Annotated in this window: 22 protein-coding genes; 6 read left to right on the top strand and 16 right to left on the bottom strand. The window is 40.3% G+C overall.

Annotated features, from left to right (window positions below; all coding sequences use genetic code 11):
- Window positions 1-47: 47 nt before the first annotated feature.
- The 6 genes from EAI95_RS00285 to EAI95_RS00260 form a co-directional block, all read right to left on the bottom strand.
- On the bottom strand, window positions 48-1,235 hold the full coding sequence (locus EAI95_RS00285; RefSeq protein WP_129821853.1) for a DEAD/DEAH box helicase family protein: 1,188 nt from the start codon (window positions 1,233-1,235) through the stop codon (window positions 48-50).
- Window positions 1,219-1,689 (bottom strand): hypothetical protein, encoded by a 471-nt coding sequence (locus EAI95_RS00280; protein WP_129821852.1) that lies wholly within the window; start codon window positions 1,687-1,689, stop codon window positions 1,219-1,221. The genes EAI95_RS00285 and EAI95_RS00280 overlap by 17 nt, the downstream gene beginning before the upstream one ends.
- Window positions 1,690-2,172 carry a siphovirus Gp157 family protein gene (locus EAI95_RS00275; protein ID WP_129821851.1) on the bottom strand — a complete coding sequence of 161 codons (483 nt, stop codon included), beginning with the start codon at window positions 2,170-2,172 and terminating at the stop codon, window positions 1,690-1,692.
- A gap of 16 nt (window positions 2,173-2,188) precedes the next feature.
- The gene (locus tag EAI95_RS00270) at window positions 2,189-2,461 is read right to left on the bottom strand and encodes a hypothetical protein (protein ID WP_129821850.1); all 273 of its coding nucleotides are present in this window, start codon (window positions 2,459-2,461) and stop codon (window positions 2,189-2,191) included.
- Window positions 2,455-2,739, bottom strand: coding sequence for a hypothetical protein (locus EAI95_RS00265; RefSeq protein ID WP_129821849.1), 285 nt, complete (start codon window positions 2,737-2,739; stop codon window positions 2,455-2,457). The genes EAI95_RS00270 and EAI95_RS00265 overlap by 7 nt, the downstream gene beginning before the upstream one ends.
- 99 nt (window positions 2,740-2,838) lie before the next feature.
- On the bottom strand, window positions 2,839-3,030 hold the full coding sequence (locus tag EAI95_RS00260) for a DNA-binding protein (protein ID WP_129821848.1): 192 nt from the start codon (window positions 3,028-3,030) through the stop codon (window positions 2,839-2,841).
- A 298-nt stretch (window positions 3,031-3,328) separates the two neighbouring features.
- Here EAI95_RS00260 and EAI95_RS00255 point away from each other — a divergent pair, with 298 nt between their 5' ends.
- The 4 genes from EAI95_RS00255 (at window position 3,329) to EAI95_RS00240 (ending at window position 6,231) form a co-directional block, all read left to right on the top strand.
- Window positions 3,329-3,691, top strand: a complete 363-nt coding sequence (locus EAI95_RS00255; protein ID WP_129821847.1) for a helix-turn-helix transcriptional regulator — start codon at window positions 3,329-3,331, stop codon at window positions 3,689-3,691.
- 12 nt (window positions 3,692-3,703) lie between these two features.
- Window positions 3,704-4,084, top strand: coding sequence for an ImmA/IrrE family metallo-endopeptidase (locus tag EAI95_RS00250; protein ID WP_129821846.1), 381 nt, complete (start codon window positions 3,704-3,706; stop codon window positions 4,082-4,084).
- Window positions 4,085-4,098: 14 nt separating this feature from the next.
- A complete protein-coding gene (locus EAI95_RS00245) occupies window positions 4,099-4,980 on the top strand; it encodes a TM2 domain-containing protein (protein ID WP_129821845.1) in 882 nt (293 codons plus the stop codon).
- Between the two features lie 123 nt (window positions 4,981-5,103).
- On the top strand, window positions 5,104-6,231 hold the full coding sequence (locus EAI95_RS00240) for a site-specific integrase (protein WP_129821844.1): 1,128 nt from the start codon (window positions 5,104-5,106) through the stop codon (window positions 6,229-6,231).
- Window positions 6,232-6,361: 130 nt separating this feature from the next.
- Here the strand turns inward: EAI95_RS00240 and EAI95_RS00235 are convergent, their stop codons facing one another.
- The 8 genes from EAI95_RS00235 to ccpA form a co-directional block, all read right to left on the bottom strand.
- Window positions 6,362-6,724: a YbaN family protein gene (locus EAI95_RS00235; protein ID WP_129821843.1), complete on the bottom strand. Its 363-nt coding sequence runs from the start codon at window positions 6,722-6,724 to the stop codon at window positions 6,362-6,364.
- Between the two features lie 238 nt (window positions 6,725-6,962).
- Window positions 6,963-7,772 (bottom strand): MBL fold metallo-hydrolase, encoded by an 810-nt coding sequence (locus EAI95_RS00230; RefSeq protein WP_048689535.1) that lies wholly within the window; start codon window positions 7,770-7,772, stop codon window positions 6,963-6,965.
- 8 nt (window positions 7,773-7,780) lie between these two features.
- Entirely contained in the window at window positions 7,781-9,127 is a 1,347-nt protein-coding gene (gene vicK, locus EAI95_RS00225; protein ID WP_129269605.1) for a cell wall metabolism sensor histidine kinase VicK, read from the bottom strand.
- Window positions 9,120-9,821 (bottom strand): response regulator YycF, encoded by a 702-nt coding sequence (gene yycF, locus EAI95_RS00220; RefSeq protein ID WP_048689541.1) that lies wholly within the window; start codon window positions 9,819-9,821, stop codon window positions 9,120-9,122. The genes vicK and yycF overlap by 8 nt, the downstream gene beginning before the upstream one ends.
- A 381-nt stretch (window positions 9,822-10,202) precedes the next feature.
- A complete protein-coding gene (thrS, locus tag EAI95_RS00210) occupies window positions 10,203-12,146 on the bottom strand; it encodes a threonine--tRNA ligase (protein ID WP_129821842.1) in 1,944 nt (647 codons plus the stop codon).
- 385 nt (window positions 12,147-12,531) lie between these two features.
- Window positions 12,532-13,854, bottom strand: a complete 1,323-nt coding sequence (locus EAI95_RS00200; RefSeq protein WP_129821841.1) for a glycosyltransferase family 4 protein — start codon at window positions 13,852-13,854, stop codon at window positions 12,532-12,534.
- Between the two features lies 1 nt (window position 13,855).
- Window positions 13,856-14,854, bottom strand: coding sequence for a glycosyltransferase (locus EAI95_RS00195; protein ID WP_120701745.1), 999 nt, complete (start codon window positions 14,852-14,854; stop codon window positions 13,856-13,858).
- A gap of 252 nt (window positions 14,855-15,106) precedes the next feature.
- Window positions 15,107-16,111, bottom strand: a complete 1,005-nt coding sequence (gene ccpA / locus EAI95_RS00185) for a catabolite control protein A (RefSeq protein ID WP_129821840.1) — start codon at window positions 16,109-16,111, stop codon at window positions 15,107-15,109.
- 160 nt (window positions 16,112-16,271) lie between these two features.
- Between ccpA and EAI95_RS00180 the strand changes: the two genes are divergently transcribed.
- Both EAI95_RS00180 and EAI95_RS00175 read left to right on the top strand, forming a co-directional pair.
- Window positions 16,272-17,354, top strand: a complete 1,083-nt coding sequence (locus tag EAI95_RS00180) for a Xaa-Pro peptidase family protein (protein WP_120701743.1) — start codon at window positions 16,272-16,274, stop codon at window positions 17,352-17,354.
- A gap of 23 nt (window positions 17,355-17,377) precedes the next feature.
- Window positions 17,378-17,716, top strand: coding sequence for a hypothetical protein (locus EAI95_RS00175; RefSeq protein ID WP_129821839.1), 339 nt, complete (start codon window positions 17,378-17,380; stop codon window positions 17,714-17,716).
- 97 nt (window positions 17,717-17,813) lie between these two features.
- On the opposite strand, the gene EAI95_RS00170 is transcribed toward EAI95_RS00175, so the two are convergent.
- Together EAI95_RS00170 and EAI95_RS00165 are read right to left on the bottom strand one after the other, a co-directional pair.
- The gene (locus EAI95_RS00170; RefSeq protein ID WP_006595883.1) at window positions 17,814-18,263 is read right to left on the bottom strand and encodes an Rrf2 family transcriptional regulator; all 450 of its coding nucleotides are present in this window, start codon (window positions 18,261-18,263) and stop codon (window positions 17,814-17,816) included.
- Window positions 18,264-18,406: 143 nt separating this feature from the next.
- Window positions 18,407-19,249 (bottom strand): metallophosphoesterase family protein, encoded by an 843-nt coding sequence (locus EAI95_RS00165; protein ID WP_129821838.1) that lies wholly within the window; start codon window positions 19,247-19,249, stop codon window positions 18,407-18,409.
- Between the last annotated feature and the right edge of the window lie 17 nt (window positions 19,250-19,266).

The raw sequence follows: 19,266 nt of genomic DNA, 5'->3' as shown, positions 1-19,266 counted from the left end.
ACCATAAAAATTAGTGTACCGAATACGATAGCTTCAATATTCATCTGTTATCCTTCCTTAAAATAAAATTCAATAACGTTCACATCATTTTGTTGCCGGCTCCCAGTAACCCGCCAAAGTAGTTGCCTATAATCGTCATATTCCCCGGATTCTTCACTTACCGGGTCCAGCACTACGATAGTCTTATACTTATGCTGTAAGCCGTCCACTCCGACACCTAAAACTTGACTAGTAGCAACCACTACTTTTTTTTCTAGGCCTTCCTGTCGGTCCCCGGTCCATATTCCTATTTCCGGGTGTCTTTCGTGGATCACGTTCACAACCTGTTTAGACTTACTTACTATCAGCATATCTTCAGGGGTTCGGTCTATTAAACCGTCAAGCGTGGTCAAAAGCGGGGTTTCTTTGTTTGTTGGTTTTAACTTTGGAAAGTCAACTTCCACCCCGGTTTGTTTTAAATAGCGTTCAAAGGTAGCCCGGCCAAAGGATTGTTTAGCTATGGCCGTCTTTCCATCAACCGTTACTAAATTCAGCTTCCTGAATTTCTTTAAAAGTTCCGGATTTCCGACTTTCAAAGTGTTTTTATAAAAGCGGATCTTGTAGCCGTTGTTTTCCGTTGCTTGCTCAATCTTTTCGATTTCTTCCCAGCGGAAGAAGTTAGGGAGATTGTTGACGTAGCTTTCATAATCTTTGAAGTCTTTCCACTTCTCCTTAGAGTAAGAAAACGGATCATAAACCATTTGGCCATGTGTTTTCTGCCACTCAAAATTCTGATTAGGCGTAGCATAACCGAAAATTGTTTTTTCCAAAGGGTAGAAATTCTGCCCTTTCTTCCGGATTGGGGTAGCAGATAACCCAATAGCGTATTTACGCTTTATTTTGCGATATAAGGTGCTCAATTTGTCGCTTGACATATTCTGCCATTCGTCTATTATTAAGACGTCACAAGCGATTTTAAAGCCCTTTTTGACCCTATTCTGTAAAGTTTTATCCGTGATAATTTCAAAATCGCAATTATCCGAATAGTTGAACTTTTCAACCGTTTCTTTCCAACCCTCAAGAATGGATAAGCGGTTATTTAAGATTAAGACTTTCTTAGCTTTCTTGTGCTTACAGATTTCAAGGGCGCAAATTGTTTTGCCACGGCCCCCAAGGGCTTCCAAAAAGATCCCGTTTGTTAGTCTATCACTACGCTTAACGGCTTCTTTTTGCCATTTTTTAAGCTGTATTGCTATTTTCTATCACCACCTTCCCAATATCCGAAACAACTTCTTCAATGTCATTTCTTACGGCCCAAAACAAGCCCAGCCGGACCGACGCCCTCACATCCTGGTGATGGCTTTTGTCAAACTTCCAAAGGTTCAGGGCCTTTAGTAGTTCATTTGGTATATCTGATTGATAGCCGGCGTTACGTTGCAAAATAGCTTCCGGGAAAAATAATTGAAAGTAAGCGATAGTTTCCAAAACTGAATTATCCTTTGATAAGTCATTGTCACGCGCTTCGAATTTTTCAATAATTACCACGTCCGGGGCTAGTTCATAGCCTACTTCATCAAACCACTGTTTAATAGCTGGTAGCCCTTTAGGCACCACCCAATGATTAATCAAACGGGCATTATTGAGATAGGCAATCCCAGAAGTGCTATCTTCTGCCTTGTTTGATGATGGATCAATAGCTAAAATTTTCATTTACTTGATCCGTAAGCTACGGTTTTCTTGAAGTGTAGCGCCCTTTACTTTCTTGCCTTCGCTCAAAACTTCATAAAGTGCCTTTTTATTTGGGCTTTCAGTTACCTTTTTAACCCAATATTTTTTAGGTAGGTTTGCTTCATCAACAATGACACTAGCTTTTGAGTTTTGGATTGAAATGGTGAATAGTTCACCTTTGATTTTTGTTTTCCCGGTGATTTCCATCGAAGCCTGAAGGTCACGTTTTAAGCGCTCAATTTTCTTATCAGTGCTTTCTTTTTTCTTTTTGAAGCGTTCTTCTTCATCCTTATAAACCTTTTTATCAGCTTCAAGGTTGCGGATCAGTTTAGCGTAATTTTCTGCCTTTGCTTCAATTTCTTCATCAAGTCCCAGGCTTTCGATTGTGTCTAATTTAGTTTCATCATCAATTTCTAAATTGTAAATGTCTAAATATTGGCCTGTTAATTCGTATAAAGTAGCCATTTTTCATTCCTTTCTTTTAAAGAACTTCAGCCATTCCCCAATCATTATCAGAAATTGAAGCTTTTCTTAATAGGGCCATTTGGCTGTTGTATTCTTCAATAACTCTCTGATCGTGCGCCTTAATTTCATCTTCCCAAAGGGCTTGTAATTCAGCTACTTTTTCAGCTTGTTTCTTTTTGCGTTCCGCTTTTCGGTAATCTCTTACAGCGGTAATAAAACCGGCTGTGAAAGAAAATCCGGCAACTAGTAGCACTCCGGCCACTTGACTGGTCAAACTTGGTTCTAACATTTTTCAATTTCCTTTTCTTGTTCTAAAATCTCATATACGTCCTTCAGGTCGTACATCTTTTCCCGTCCTTGCTTTCTGTACTTCAAGCCCCGGCGTCTTAATCTCTTAATGTAACCGTGGTCAAAGCCAAACCTTTTACAAAGATCTTTCTGGTTGATTGGTAGCCGTTCCGCTTCCAACTCTTTTCTAACTTCTTCTTTTGCAAATTGAAGAAGTTCTTTAATAGCCATCTTTGCTATTTCGTCATTTAACAAAGGCGGTAAATTTATATTTTCCATCCTTCACCCCCTCAACTATGCGGGCAAGCTTAGTTGTGTTATAATGTAAGTAGTTAAAATTTCCGAAGCGTTCCAATTTTCTATTGGGCGCTTTCTTTGTTAGTCGATATTGTAATCAGCTATGACTTGCAAAATAAACTTGTTGGCTTTTGGCCCACGGGTTGAACCGCTCAAAATGTTTGTTACTTCCTGGCGGTCCCGCCCATATACAGAAGCCAAATCGCTTTTTTTGATATTGTTTGCTTCTAGGAAAGCAACTACTTTCTTGCGTCCTACGTCAATATCCGGCATATATGTTTCCTCCTTTTTTAATTTGTAAGAAGAAAACAACTAAAATTTCAACTATTTTTTTGTGTTATTTCTTGACTTATTTTATTCGTTTGTGTAAAATGAAGGCATAATAAAAACATTGATATTAACAATAAAACCGGTTCGCCAAAACTTAATTTATTGTTTATCTTTTTAGTTGTTTTTTTAGTTGTTTCTCACTTACAAAAACTATTTTATACTTTCGTGTAAAATTTGTCAAGCATTTTTACACAAAAATATAAATATTTTTTGTCAATCCTTCAGAAAGGTTGATAAATCAATGTTCGAGACATTCGAAAAAATAAAAATGTTAGCTAAAAAACAAGGAATTAGCTTGCAAAAAATTGCTGAAGATTTAGGTTTTAGTACAAATTACCTATATAGTTTGAAAAATAAAAAAGCCCCTTCGGCGGAACATATAGCAAAAATAGCCGATTATTTCGGTGTTTCAACTGATTACTTATTAGGGCGTTCGGAAAACCCTAATCATGCTTCTAGTGATCATATTGATAAACCCGCCCAGATCAATATTGAAGATATGGCCAATAATGTCATGCTTTTCGGTGGTCGGGAACTAACAGATGAAAAGAAAAAAATCATTCAATCCATAATAGAAGCCTATTTAAAGGAAACGAATGATTAGGGGTATAATACCTTGACTGAAAAAGAAATTTTAAAAGATCATGATATAACTGTACATACTTTTAACGGCGACTTGTTACCGGATGAAGTTGGTTTTTATGATCCTATCACTAGAACAGCCTTTATTTCTGATAAGCTAAATAAAAAGGAAAGAATAAAGGTATTGCTTCATGAATTGGGCCACCTGGACCATACCACGGCGGAATATACTAATGCTAGGGTACGCTGTGAAAACGAAGCAAACAGAAACATGATCCATCATTTATTAAAAGACGCCCTTTCACAACTAGAAAATAAGGCGGATTTTAACTATATAAAATTTATGGAGTATTACCACTTGACCACGGTCACAGATGAAATCATGGTAAAAGAAGAATACAAGGCTTTGGTTTAGATAAGGAGTTAAAAATGAAAATTGGAGTTAGAACGCCCAGCCTTAAAAAGAGTTTTAAGGCTAGGACAACCGGGAAAATAAACAGAACCTTAAAGAGATCAGTAAACCCTTTATATGGAAAAAAAGGAATGGGCTATATTAAGAACCCTGAAAAGGCCATTTATAACAAGGTTTATCATAAAGCAACAGTAGACCCTTTGAAGCCATTGAAGAACGGAAGCCGTAATAATACCAAGCGAACGGCGTCAGAATCTGAATTAGTAGGGTACAGCTTCTATAAAATTGAAACCAAAGAATATATTTGTAATAAGTTAATGTACATTCTTTTAGCTGTATTCTTAGGGATTTTTGGGGCGCAATACTTTTATTCAGGTCAAAAGAAAAAAGGCTTTTTGTCCCTTTGTTTCTTTTGGACGACTGTACCTTTCTTTGTTGGTTTATATTGTGCCTTAGTAGCTTTGTTTCTAAAAGCTGATATAAATGGAAATATAAAGATAATTGATAAAGAAAAAATAAAAACTGATCAACTTGCCGGGGCAAGTGAAGCCATGAAACAAATAGAAAAGTCTTCTATTCCGTTAATGACTACTTCAGATCTTGAAATCTATTCAGATTCTTTAAGAAATACCTTAGATAATCTTTCTAAACTAGCGCCGTTGTGTGAAGCCTTCCCGGAAAATAAGGAAGTTAGGGTTCTTGCCGAATCTGTTGAGGGAATGTATAAAGGCTTAGAAGGTGAAGAAAGTAATTTCATTAAGCGTTATTATTCCGAACAATTAGAGATTTCTAAAAGGTTAGATAACCCGGAATATTTGGAAACCAGCAAACAAAAATTAATTGATTCAGGAATCTTTTCAGATTCAGGAATAGAATTAATTGAACTTTTGTACAAATAAAAAAACCTTCCCGGCCTTTGGCAAGCTAGGAAGGAAGGACATGAAAAAAATTACACTTGTATTTTAACATTTTTCTTTCACTTTCTCAACTATGCGGGCAAGCTATCAAAAGAAAGGAAAGACATGATTAAAAAATACACTATGAAGAATGGGGAAACCCGTTACTTATTCCAAACTTATTTAGGCGTAGATCCTTTGACTGGAAAAGAGAGAAGGACCACGCGCCGGGGGTTTAAAACCATCAAGGAAGCCAAACAAGCGGAAAGAAATTTATTGCTTAATGTGGAAGAAAATGGGCTTTCTTCAAGCCAGTCTGAAAAGACCTTTAAAGAAGTAGCGGATCTGTGGTTTGAAAATTACAAAACCACCGTCAAGGCTTCTACTGCTTTCAATACGAAACAAAAACTTGATTATATGATAGCTGAATATTTTGAAGGAATGAACATAGACAAAATAACAGTCATATTTTGCCAATCATTGTTTATTAAATTAAGTCAAAAATACTCCATGTATGCCAATTATGCTTCGATTATCAATCGTATTTTAAAGTATGCTGTAATGTTAGATATTATCAAAAGTAACCCGATTGATAAAATAATCAAACCGAAATCTAAAGAAGTAGAAAAGAAAGACAACTGTTACACTAAAGAAGAGTTAAACGCTTTTCTAAACTTGGCAAAAAAAGAGAGTGCGCTATTTTATACCCTTCTGCACACAATAGCTTATACGGGTTTAAGGCGTGGTGAAGCACTAGCCCTTAAATGGTCTGATATTAATTTCGAAGAAAAGATTTTATCAGTAAGTCGTACCACCGCTTACGTTGACGGAAAACAAGTTTTACAAACCCCAAAAACAAAAGCAAGTAAGCGTATTATACCTATTGACGATTATACTATCAGCGTTTTAAAGAGTTGGAAGCTGGAACAAAAAAAGCAATACTTTAAAAATGGCGTATCATTTTTACAAGGTGAAAATTTAATTTTTACAAACTCATGCTGTACTATGTTTGTGCCTAATGAATTTTCAAAAAAACTTAGAAAATTTATCAAGAAATACAATTTAAAACCTATCACCCCCCACGGGTTACGGCATACACACGCTAGCTTATTGTTTGAATCTGGTATCCAACCTAAAGAGATATCAGACCGATTAGGCCATAATAACATTCAAACAACGCTTGATCTATACACGCACATAAACGACAATCAGCGCTATAACGTTGTTGAAAAATTTGTAAATTTTATGTCGTAGTCAATCTCGTATTCAACCTATTCAAACCCTTGTGGCTGTAAGGTTGACTTGTTTATACCAAAAAAGAGTGCGTATCGCACTCCTTTCCCTTGTTTTCAAGATAGGATTTAGGACCTATTCTTTCCTTATATCATTCTTCTTTATCCGGAATCACTTTGAACAAATAATAGCTTATAAAAATAGTTAATCCCACTAGACCTAATTTAACAAACCAGAGTGGAGCCAGGTAAATGGAAATCCCCATCAAAAGATAAATTTGTAAAATAATTCGTTTTTTCCGCTTCTTGGAGATCGATTTTGTTTCCCGATAATCTGCAACATAAGTTTGGTACAGCTTGGTCCCATGCAACCATTTTTCAAAGCGTTGAGAACTCTTGGCAAAACAAGCCATAGCTAATAAAAGAAATGGGGTCGTTGGTAAAATAGGTAATGGAATCCCAATAATCCCTAATCCTAAGGAAATAAACCCTACTGCTATATATACATATTTCAAACTAACTGCTCCTATCCTTCCACTCATTTCAAGCCTACAATACTGACCTAAAAGAGGCTGAGACAAAACTCCTAGCCTCTCAATTGTCTTTGGATTGTCGAGCAAGACGCAGTGGTTGAGTGGGCTCTACTACGCTGATTTCATCAGCTTTACAGCCCTACTCAACTGTGCGGAGGTGGGACGACGAAATCGAATTCTAACGAATTACCGATTTCTGTCCCACTCTCTTTTTAATCATCTAGATATCTACTAATGGAGTCGCTGTATCTGGAGATGTATCCAAGACGTCAAAATCATGCCCCACTGCTAGATCTGCTCGAGCCAGTTGATTAACCATGGTCATATGGGCTAATTCCTTGATATTGTTTTCCTTCGATAAGTGGCCCAGATAAATCTTTTTGGTCTTATTGCCTAGAGTCCGAATCATGGCATCTGCACCATCTTCATTAGAGAGGTGGCCCAAATCAGATAAAATCCGCTGCTTTAATCGCCAAGCATAAGAGCCAGCTCGTAGGATTTCCACATCGTGGTTGGACTCGATCAAATAGCCATCTGCATTTTCAACAATCCCTGCCATTCGATCACTGACATAACCTGTATCCGTCAGCATGACAAAACTCTTGCCATCCTTCATGAACCGATAGAACTGGGGAGCTGCAGCATCATGACTGACACCAAAACTTTCCACATCCAAATCCCCGAAGGTTAAGGTCTTGCCCATTTCAAAAAGATGTTTCTGGGAGTCATCGACCTTCCCAAGGTACTTGCTTCCCTCCATGGCCTTCCATGTAGCTTCATTGGCGTATAGGTCCATCCCGTATTTACGAGCTAGTACACCAACACCATGAATGTGATCCGAATGTTCATGTGTAATCAATATAGCGTCAAGATCTTCGGGTTTGCGATCAATTTCTGCAAGCAAACCTGTAATCTTCTTCCCGGACAAGCCTGCATCTACTAGAATTTTTTTCTTAGGTGTCTCTAGGTAAAATGAATTACCACTCGATCCTGAAGCTAAAATACTATACTTAAACCCTTTTTCATCCATTAGTTTTCTTATTCATCCTCATTATCCCATCCATCATCCAGGATAGCATCTTTGTCATATGGTAGGACAATCGTGAAAGTAGAACCTTTTCCATATTCACTCTTGGCCCAAATAAATCCTTTGTGTTGCTTGATAATTTCCTTGGCAATGGCCAGTCCTAAACCAGTCCCACCTTGGGCGCGACTACGTGCCTTATCCACGCGATAAAAGCGGTCAAAAATTCGTGGGAGGTCCTTTTTAGGAATGCCTAAGCCCTCATCCGAAATCGAGATAATCAACTGGGCATCTGTTGTTTTCATCCCCACACGAATTTCCCCACCATCTGGGGAATATTTGATAGCGTTATTTAAGATATTGTCTAAGACCTGTGTCATCTTGTCTGTATCAATTTCAACCCAGACAGGAGAAATAGGATAATCACGAACAATATCATATTTCTTCTCGCCAGCCTGGTTCTTCATCTTATCAAAGCGGTTCAAAATGAAGGTGATAAAGGCTGTAAAGTTGGTCAATTCAACATCCAATTGACTGGTTTCATTATCGATCCGTGAAAGACTCAATAAATCCGTCACCATCCGCATCATCCGGTTGGTCTCTGTCAAAGATACTTTGACAAATTCCGGTGCAACTGGCTCCGAAATGGCTCCGTCATCCAAGGCTTCCAGGTAGGATTTCACACTGGTCAGCGGTGTTCGGAGTTCATGACTAACGTTGGATACGAATAAACGACGTTCCCGCTCTTCCTTGTCCTGTTCGGTTGTGTCATGCAAGACGGCAACCAGACCAGAAATAAAACCAGACTCTCTCCGAATCAAAGCGAAGCGAACCCGTAAAGAGATGTACTCCCCATTTTCATCCTGCGAATCGATCGTCAATTCTGGAACATTGGTAATCAAGTCACGCAGTTCATACTCTTCACTAATGCCAAGCAGATCTAGAATACTGATATTCATGACCTCTTCGACCACGACATTGAGTTGTTTGGCAGCCATTTCATTGACCAAAATAATCTGTCCCCGACGATTGGTCGCTAAGACCCCATCTGTCATATAGGAAAGAATACTGGTCAAGCGCTTGGTTTCTTGTTCCAGATTTTCATGCGTCAAACGAATCACTTCAGATAAATCATTGATACTGTTGGAAATCTCTGTTAATTCAGGACCCCCTTGTAAATCAATGATATCCGAATACTCTCCAGCAATCAAACTCTTAATTTTATCATTCAACAAGCGTAGCTTCATGTTATCCCGACGATTTTCTAGGATCAGTAAGGCTACCACGATAATGAATCCAAGAGTGATTAAAATAAAAACAAAATTATAAGAGGTCATGACTTCTTTGATGTGATTAATCATTATTTCTCATATAGTAACCGACACCACGGCGCGTTAAAATATACTCTGGACGGCCAGGAATATCTTCGATTTTTTCACGCAAACGTCGAATCGTTACGTCCACTGTCCGAACATCACCAAAATAATCGTAGCCCCAGACTGTTTCCAGCAAATGCTCACGAGTCATGACTTGGCCTACATGAGTTGCCAAGTGATAGAGCAACTCAAATTCGCGATGGGTCAACTCAAGCTCTTTGCCCTTTTTCTGAGCAAGGAAGGCATCCGGAATGATTTTCAAATCCCCAATCACAATCTCTGAATCTGATGTAGACTCTGTTTGTGATTCTACCGTTAGTTCTGTCCGACGCAACAAAGCTTTTACGCGAGCTTGAAGCTCACGATTTGAGAATGGCTTGGTCACATAGTCATCCGCCCCAATTTCAAGACCGATGACCTTATCAAATTCTGTATCCTTAGCAGATAAGACAATAATCGGCACATTACTGGTCTTTCGAATGGTACGTGCTACTTCCAAACCATCAATTTCAGGAAGCATGAGGTCCAAGATCAAAATATCTGGGTTCTCAGCTTCGAAAACAGCCAGTGCTTCTTTCCCATCGAAGGCAGTCAAGACTTCATAGCCTTCTTTGGCCATATTGAATTTTATAATATCCGAAATCGGCTTTTCATCATCTACAACAAGAATTTTCTTCATACATGTACCTACTTCTATTTTTTCTTTGCTTCTTCAAATCTCTGTCCTTTCATTATAGCAAATTTCTTTGAAAAATGGGAGTTATACTTTGATTTGTAAAGAAAGAGAAAGAAAAAGGTTATGCAATGGAAAAAATAATAATCACAACATAGAGGTCACTAAAACAGCGCTTGAATAATTATTTTCAATCCACAAAAGAGGCTGGGACAAAAGTCCTAGCCTCTTAATTGTTTTTGGATTGTCGAGAAAGACGCAGTGGTTGAGTGGGCTCTACTACGCTGATTTCATCAGCTTTTACAGCCCTACTCAACTGTACGGAGGTGGGACGACGAAATCGAATTCTAACGAATTACCGATTTCTGTCCCACTCTCTTCTATCTGTTAGTTTGTTACACGAGACTTGTTTGCAATGTCTGCAAGAATCAATTCTACAAATGCATCTACTGGCATAGTTTCTGTTTCTTTTTGACCATAACGGCGAACGTTTACAGCCTTCTCTTCCATTTCCTTGTCACCAACGATCAATTGGTAAGGAATCTTTTGCGTTTGTGAAGCCCGGATCTTGAATTGCATTTTCTCATTGCGTTCATCCACATCGGCACGAACCCCACGGTCACGAAGTTTCTTCGCTACTTCCCATGCGTAGTCCACATGTTTTTCATTAGAAACTGGGATAAGGGTTACTTGGTGTGGTGCTAGCCATGTTGGGAAGGCACCCTTGTAGTTCTCAATCAAGATAGCTGTGAAGCGTTCCATAGTTGAAATAACCCCACGGTGGATCATCACTGGACGGTGCTCTTCACCATCAGCTCCGATGTATTTAAGGTCGAAGCGTTCTGGAAGCAAGAAGTCAAGCTGGATCGTAGAAAGAGTTTCTTCTTTACCAAGAGCTGTCTTAACCTGGATATCCAATTTTGGACCGTAGAAGGCAGCTTCCCCTTCTGCTTCAAAGTAGTCTACGCCCATTTCATCAAGTGCTGCACGAAGCATAGTTTGGGCATTTTCCCACATTTCATCGTTGTCAAAGTACTTGTGAGTATCTTGAGGGTCACGAAGTGAGAGACGGAAGCGGTATTCAGTCAAGTTGAAGTCTTCATAAACATCGATAATCAACTGAAGGGCACGTTGGAATTCTTCTTGGATTTGTTCTGGAGTCACAAAGAGGTGACCATCGTTAAGAGACATTTCACGTACACGTTGAAGACCTGTGAGGGCACCGGATTTCTCATAGCGGTGCATCATACCGATTTCAGCGATACGGATTGGCAACTCACGGTAAGAGTGAACATGATGTTTGAATACTTGGATGTGGTGCGGGCAGTTCATTGGACGAAGAACAAATTCTTCACCGTCACCCATATCCATAGTTGGGAACATATCTTCTTGGTAGTGATCCCAGTGACCAGAAGTCTTGTAAAGTTCTACAGAAGCAAGTGGTGGAGTGTAGACGTGTTGGTAGCCAGAAGCCAACTCTTTGTCTACGATGTAGCGTTCCAATTCACGACGAATAGTCGCACCATTTGGCAACCAGAATGGAAGTCCTTGGCCAACTTCTTGAGAAATCATGAAGAGGTCAAGCTCTTTACCAAGTTTACGGTGGTCACGTTCTTTGGCTTCTTCACGCATTTGAAGGTAGTTTTTCAATTCTTTCTTGTCAAACCAAGCTGTACCATAGATCCGTTGCATCATAGCATTGTCGCTATTTCCACGCCAGTAAGCACCAGCTACATTGAGAAGGTGGAAGATTTGGATACGACCAGTTGATGGGACGTGAGGTCCACGGCAGAGGTCCACATATTCACCCTGACGGTAGATGGTCAAGCCACCTTCGTCTTCAGAGTGCTCTTCGATCAATTCCAACTTGTAAGGGTCGTTCTTGAAGATTTCACGCGCCTCGTCTTTAGTCACTTCTTCACGGATTGATGGGAAGTTTTCTTTGACGATTTTCTTCATTTCTTCTTCAATACGAGGAAGGTCTTCGTTAGAAATTTGACCTGCTTGGTTGTCTGTATCGTAGTAGAAACCATCTTCAATCGCTGGCCCAACACCCAAGTGGATGTCTGGGAAAAGGCGACGAGCAGCTTGAGCGAACAAGTGGGCTGCTGAGTGGCGCAAGATTGGAAGGGCATCTTCGTGATCAGGTGTCACAATTTCAATGCTTCCATCTTCAGTGATCGCACGAGTCGTATCGATGAGTTTGCCGTTAAATTTACCAGCAAGAGCTTTTTTAGCTAGGGAATTGCTGATTGATTGAGCAATTTCAAAAGTTGTAACGCCAGATTCGAATTCACGAACAGCGCCATCTGGGAAAGTAATCTTAATCATGATGTTCTCCTTATATTGGTTATCTATTATTTCTAAAACAGAAGTGTTTCCTTATTTTGTAGTCTTAAATCAAGAAAAACAAAAAGCGACATCCAAAAAGGACGTCGCAACGTGGTTCCACCTTCATTTATGACACTCAAAAAGAGTCTCACCTCTGATTGGCTCTAACGTGGCCACCGTTTTATGTTTGCATAAAAGTATCTCGAGTAGTCCCAAATCCATCCTCTACGCGATTTCCAGCTCCACGCGCTCTCTATCAGATTTCCTAGATTTGATATGTCTCTGACTAGTATTATAGCACGATTGAAAATTTTTGCAAGAGAAAAAAACTCCCATCCAATAAGGAAGAAGCCCTTCTTTAGGCCCCTTGCTTATTGGATAAAGGCTAATCCAACAACTTGGTGATATGACGAATTTTCTTGACCTGTTTAAAAGATCCCTTCATGATTCGCACAGACCCATTCACTGGCATAGCGATGACCTTTTGTGGAATTTTCACAATGGACTTGGTTACCCGTTTGGTACGACTTTCCTCAGGATGACGCTCATTATAAAAATCTTTCGAAATAATGGCGTCTAGATAGAACTCATAGACCCTGCGACCAAAGTTTGTAGAAGAAATTTCATACAGCTTCTCCTCCCACTTAGCCTCATCCTTCTCTGGGGTGGCTATGGTCGCTTCTAAAATAGCTGCAGCCAAATCTTCTTCCTGGTCATACAAGATTCCGAACATCCGATCATTGATCACATTATCTAAATAAGGATTTTTCTGAGCAATTAAGGGGGTCCCACTAGCGATGCTCTCCAGATAAGTAAGACCTTGCGTCTCACTCGTTGAAGCAGAAATGAAGAAATCTGCCGCCTTATAGTAAAGGGCTGTTTCGTTCGGTGGAATCATCCCTGTGAAGATCACAGCCTGTTCGATGCCTAATTTTTGCACCTGTTTTTTCAAATCCCCTAAATAAGGCCCATCTCCTGCCACAATCAATTTAATATGCACATTTTCTTCTAACACTTTAGGCAATGCCGCAATAACTGCTTGGATATTTTTTTCATAAGAAACCCGTGACAAGCTCAAGAGCATGGTTTCACCCTCTTGAATTCCTAATTTTTCACGAAGGGCTTGCGTCTCCACTTGCGTGATTTCAGGTCGTTCAAACTTTGCCAACTCAATTCCTGTTGGAATAATCCGTTTTTCAGCCTTGACCTTATATTTCAGCAAGAGGTCATAGACGATCTCACTTGGACAGATTACCCCATCCAAGTCATTCATATAACCACGGACGATGTATTTGACCATACTTGGTCGGATAACCATCCCCTTAGCAATATAACGCACATAATCCTCATACTGGGTATGATAGGTATGAATCACTGGAATCCGAAGCTCCTTAGCAATCCAAACTCCGAGTAGTCCTAAAGAAAACTCTGTCTGTGTATGGATCATATCCAGTTTGTATTGTTTGGCAATGGCCAAAGCCTTGGTAAACCCTCGATAAGCAATCCGCCGATCCTTAAAAGCAAAGAAAGGGATACTTGGAATGCGGATAATTTGCCAGTCCTCATAGCGGTTGACATCCTTATCCGTCGTCGTAAAGATAAAAACAGTATGTCCCAACTTCTCCAATTCCGTTTTTAGGGTTCGAATACTGGTCGCAACCCCCGATACCTGCGGAAAATAAGTATCTGTAAATAATCCAATACGCATATTACATCTCCAATACCTGCTGATAGGCTTTGACTAGTTGATCGGCTACCAAATCAATTGAGCGACTTTGAGCGACCCGGTCTCCCGCATCTCGCTTATCCACTTGACCAGACAAGACTTTTTCAAGAGAGTCCACAAATTCATCCACCGAATGACACAATTCTGCCGACTCTTGGTCCACCCAACCATGATAAACTGGAATATCCCGGAGGACGACATGCTGGTGAGCCGCTAAGGCCTCTAGGACAACAATCCCTTCCGTTTCCTCGTAAGATGGGAAGAAGAAGGCATCCGCACCCGTCATGGCCCCTTGGAAAACAGCTCCTTTAAAATAGCCAGGGAATTCCACGTTGCTCGGATGGTCTTTCTCTACCAAACGACGAATAGCGCGAGGGATCAACCATTTATTAATCGATCCCAACCAAATAAAGCGGACATCTGGCATCCGACGAGCAACTTCTACAAAGTCTTCAATCCCTTTTCGTCTAAAGTAGAGACCCGCACATAGAACGACCTTCTCTCCTTCTTGGATATTAAAGTGCTTCCGAAAAACCTCTTCTTTTTTAGGATCTTTTTTATATTTAGACAAATCGATCCCATTGGAAACAGCGACAATAGGAGTCTTGACCCCGTAGGATTGAATCAGCTGCTTAGAATACTCCGAAGGGGTAATAATAAAATCGGCTTTTTTATACATGTGAGCCAAGTATTTGCCAAATAAGGAAGCAAACAAATTGGACCCGATAAATGAATTTTGGAAATCTTCCCGTGTGGAATGCCCATGCATAATGACCTTTTTCCCCCGACGTTTGGCAGCATGTAAGAGTAACAAACTCCGAGGACCATAGGTATTAATATGGACCACATCATAATCTCCTAAAATATCTGTCGTATAGGGAATCCCAGCCAAATCCAAGGCATGCATCTGATGTTGGAGGGCACGACCGATCCCTGATTTTTGTAAAACGGATTTTCCTTCAAGATACAGTAAAACTTTCATACCCTCTATTATACCCGATTTGGCAGACCCCTTCAAGTTTTACCGGAGATTCATATAGAGACAAGAAAAAGAGAGTGGGACAGAAATCGGTAACTCGTTAGAATTCGATTTCGTCGTCCCACCTCCTCACAGTTGAGTAGCTCTGTAAAAGCTGATGAAATCAGCGTAGTAGAGCTCACTCAATCACTGAGTCTTGCTCGACAATCCAAAGACAGTTAAGAGGCTAGGACTTTTGTCCCAGCCTCTTGGTTTTTACTTTTTAGTAGTCCCACGATGATTGATGGTATGGGCTAAAAGAACTTCTCTTTCTTCCAATTCTTCTTTATGCATAATTTTGGTCAACATCCGCATACTGATAGCTCCCAAGTCATAAAGTGGTTGGCCAACAGTTGAAAGGTTTGGACGGGTGTAACGAGTAATTTGTGAATCATCACTGGTAATCAACTCAAAATCTTCAGGTACTTTCACACCTTGATCAGCTAGACCATTGAGCAAACCTGCTGCCAATTCATCCCCAGTCACAAAGGCTGCTGTTGCTTTGGACGCAATGATGCGTTCAGCCAAGTTATAGCCTTCTTCATAGCGGTATTTAGACTCAAAGACCAAGCCTTCACTATAAGACAATTTTTTTGCTTTCAAAGCATCTTTGTAACCAGCCAAGCGAATCTTACCGTTGATATCATCCACTAAGGGGCCACTTACAAAAGCAATCTTTTTATTTCGTTTAGCCAATAGTGTAACCGCGTCTATTGTCGCTTGCTTGTAATCGATATTGACACTTGGCAATTGATGTTCGACATCGACTGTCCCAGCAAGGACCACCGGCGTCCGAGAACGTGAGAATTCAGAACGAATCTTTTCTGTTAAGTGGTAGCCCATGAATATAATCCCATCGACTTGTTTTGAGAATAGAGTATTAACAACAGAAACTTCTTTATCATCGTCTTCATCGCTATTGGCAAGGACGATGTTGTATTTATACATTTCTGCAATATCATCAATTCCTTTAGCTAAAGTAGAGAAGTAACTATTGGTAATATTTGGAATCACAACACCTACCGTTGTGGTTTTCTTACTCGCAAGTCCACGAGCAACTGCATTCGGACGATAGTCCAAACGTTCAATGACTTCCAATACTTTTTTACGAGTATTTTCCTTAACGTTCTTATTTCCGTTCACGACACGGCTAACAGTTGCCATTGAGACACCCGCTTCTCGGGCAACGTCGTAAATGGTTACAGTATCGTCTGTATTCATAATACTTCCTTTCTTTATTGAAAATTTCGTTTTCAGTCTTCTATAACAACCATTCTATCACTTTTTGTAAACACTTTCAAGCATTTTAACATCTTTTTGCAAACTCTTGATTTTTTAGGAAAAATTTGACAAAATATTATCAATAGAAAGAAGGTAGCTTATGTCTAAATTAGATCAAATTGTAGCATTTCTTGAAACCGAAAAAACGGATATTGCAGTAGTTTCTGACCCTGTCACTATCAACTACTTAACAGGATTCTATAGCGATCCTCACGAACGTCAGCTCTTCCTATTTGTCTATCCAGACCATGAACCACTTCTGTTTGTTCCTGCTCTTGAGGTAGAACGGGCGACTGCTGTTGTGGATTTCCAAGTGGTTGGTTATGTGGATTCTGAAAATCCTTGGGAAAAAATCAAAGGAGCTAGCGCCAATCCAGAAGCCAAAAAAGTCGCTTTGGAATTTGATAATTTGATTTTGACCAAATACCATGGACTTCGTTCAGTCTTTGAACAAGCAACATTTACCAATCTCAGCCCTCGGATTAACCGCATGCGCTTGATCAAATCTGCTGATGAGATCCAAAAAATGTTAGTTGCTGGTCAATATGCGGATAAGGCTGTCAACATGGGATTTGACGCCATCTCTCTGGAAAAAACTGAAACTGATATCGTCGCAGAGATCGACTTTGGCATCAAACGCTTGGGCTACGAAATGAGCTTTGAAACCATGGTCTTAACCGGCAACAATGCAGCCAACCCTCATGGCATCCCTGGAAGCAACAAAATTGAAAAGGATGCTCTTCTTCTCTTCGACTTGGGATGTATGGTGAACGGCTATGCTTCCGATATGACTCGTACCGTTGCGGTTGGAAAACCAGATGACTTCAAAAAAGAAATCTACCACTTAACTTTAGAAGCTCAACAAGCTGCTCTGGATATGATCAAACCTGGTGTGACGGCTCACGACGTCGATCGCGCTGCTCGCAGTGTCATTGAAAAAGCAGGTTACGGCGAATACTTCAACCATCGCCTCGGACACGGCATTGGGATGGATGTGCATGAATTTCCTTCTATCATGGAAGGAAATGACATGGTCATCGAAGAAGGCATGTGCTTCTCTGTCGAACCAGGTATCTATATTCCTGGAAAAGTCGGTGTTCGGATTGAAGACTGTGGCTATGTGACAAAAGATGGCTTTGGCCTCTTTACCGAAACTAGCAAAGACTTGCTCTATTTTGATTAAGTTAGTAATAAGGAGATTGTTTTATGATTGTTTGGCGTGGTAAAGGCTTGCTCGTTCCCCTTGCTTTCATCATCGGAGCATTTTTAGCAAATGTGATTTATTCAGTTCTGCATCTTAATATAAACGAAAAAAATGATAGCATTATTTTTGGATGTGTTTGGGGCATATTTGCTGCTGGCATTAATTATCTACTGACAAAAAAATTTGTTTCCGATCAAGTGCGGTATATGATTGATGAAGCAACAGGACAACGCATTGCTTTTCGCGATCGTTCTTCCTTCATGTTCATTCCTAATCGTTACTGGACATGGATTTTTGCAATTGGATTTATTCTAGTCAGCTTCGTAGCCCTAGTGAAGTAAAGCTAGAAGGAGTGTTGCTATTTTACTCAATGAACACAAAAAGCCTTTCAGTCTATACTGAAAGGCTTTTTTATTTCAAGTTTCTTACAGACTCAAATCAAGAAACGGTTGCTAGCTCCATCTGTTTCTTGGTTTGCTCCACCACTTCTTTGAGACTGGTCTGAGCCATTTCCTTTTCCATGGCCAATTGAATCTTTTCCAGCTTCCCATCTAGGACGCCATGGATGCTATTTCCAATCGGACAAGCTGGATTTGGGTGCTCGTGGAAACCAAATAATTGACCAGTCTTCCCAAGGCATTCAACCGCCTGGTAGATATCTAACAAACTTATGTCTTCCAATTCTTTGGCCATCTCGGCCCCACCTGTTCCACGCGCTACATGGATCAAGCCTGCCTTTTTTAATTGGGACAAGGTTTTCCGAATAATGACAGGGTTCACCCCGACGCTGCCAGCAATCATATCACTGGTCACTTTGGTACAGTCTCCTTTTAAAGCGATCATGACTAATACATGGGTTCCAATAGTAAAACGACTTGAAATTTGCATGGATACTCCTCTCTTCCATCTAGATAGGGATGTCTTAAACTGGGTCTAAAGCCATCAGTAACTAGGTACATTTATTCTTCCGACGGTAAAGTTCTTTCTTTTAGTCTATTATACCCTTATTTGTTGTAATGTCAACTGTTACACTAGTTAAAAAAGTCCCTCAACCATGCATCTACTTCTACATCATGTCCCTCTCGCTGGGCTATTTCATGTAGAAGCTCATGATTGTGGGTATGGTGAATCCCATTGACTAAACTTTCATAGTAAACTTGAAAGTAAGGGAGTTTCACATCCTTGGCGAGTTGGAGTTCTTTCTCAATGTCATAGGCTACCCGTCGAAAGTCAACATCTTTCAAGCCCATGTCATCAAACTCCAGGATGGCATACATGGCCCGGAGATCCTTTCGAAGATTGGCCTGCAAAAAGAAGGGTTGTCCGATGGAACCCGGATTAAGGATAAGCTCTCCGCCACTTCCATATCGGAAAAATTGCTGATGGATGTGGCCATAGACTGCTATATCACAAGGGGGATTGGTTACGAGGCGATCAAAATCTTTCTGGTCCCCTATATGAATTAATTCTCGTCCCCAGTTTTTGTTCGGCAAATGATGGGTGATGCCCACTCTTAAGCCAGAAACTTCCCGATGCACTTGCATGGGCAGACTTTGCATGGCCTCTATTTCTTCTGGATGAATCTCTTCAAGAATATATTGGCAATGGCGCATCAAATAGCGGTGGCTAGCCCTTGATGGATCTAGCAATCCCTTCATCGCTCGCCACAAACTATCTTCCCAATTTCCTAAAATCTGTACGGTAATGGGCAATTCTTCAAGAAGATTCAAGAGATGGCGTCTACCAGTCCCCGGCATAAGAACATCCCCTAATAGCCAGTATTCTTCCACACCTGCACGCTTGGCATCTTCAAGCACAGCTTCTAAAGCAGTTGTATTCCCATGTATATCCGAAAGCAAAGCAATTTTTGTCATGTCTCTTCTCCTTCTCT

Origin of the sequence: Streptococcus sp. bf_0095 (assembly GCF_004166885.1) — a bacterium.
In the GTDB taxonomy this organism is placed as follows: Bacteria; Bacillota; Bacilli; order Lactobacillales; family Streptococcaceae; genus Streptococcus.
Note: the sequence above shows the minus strand (reverse complement) of the source record. Positions and strands in the feature narration are given on the sequence as shown.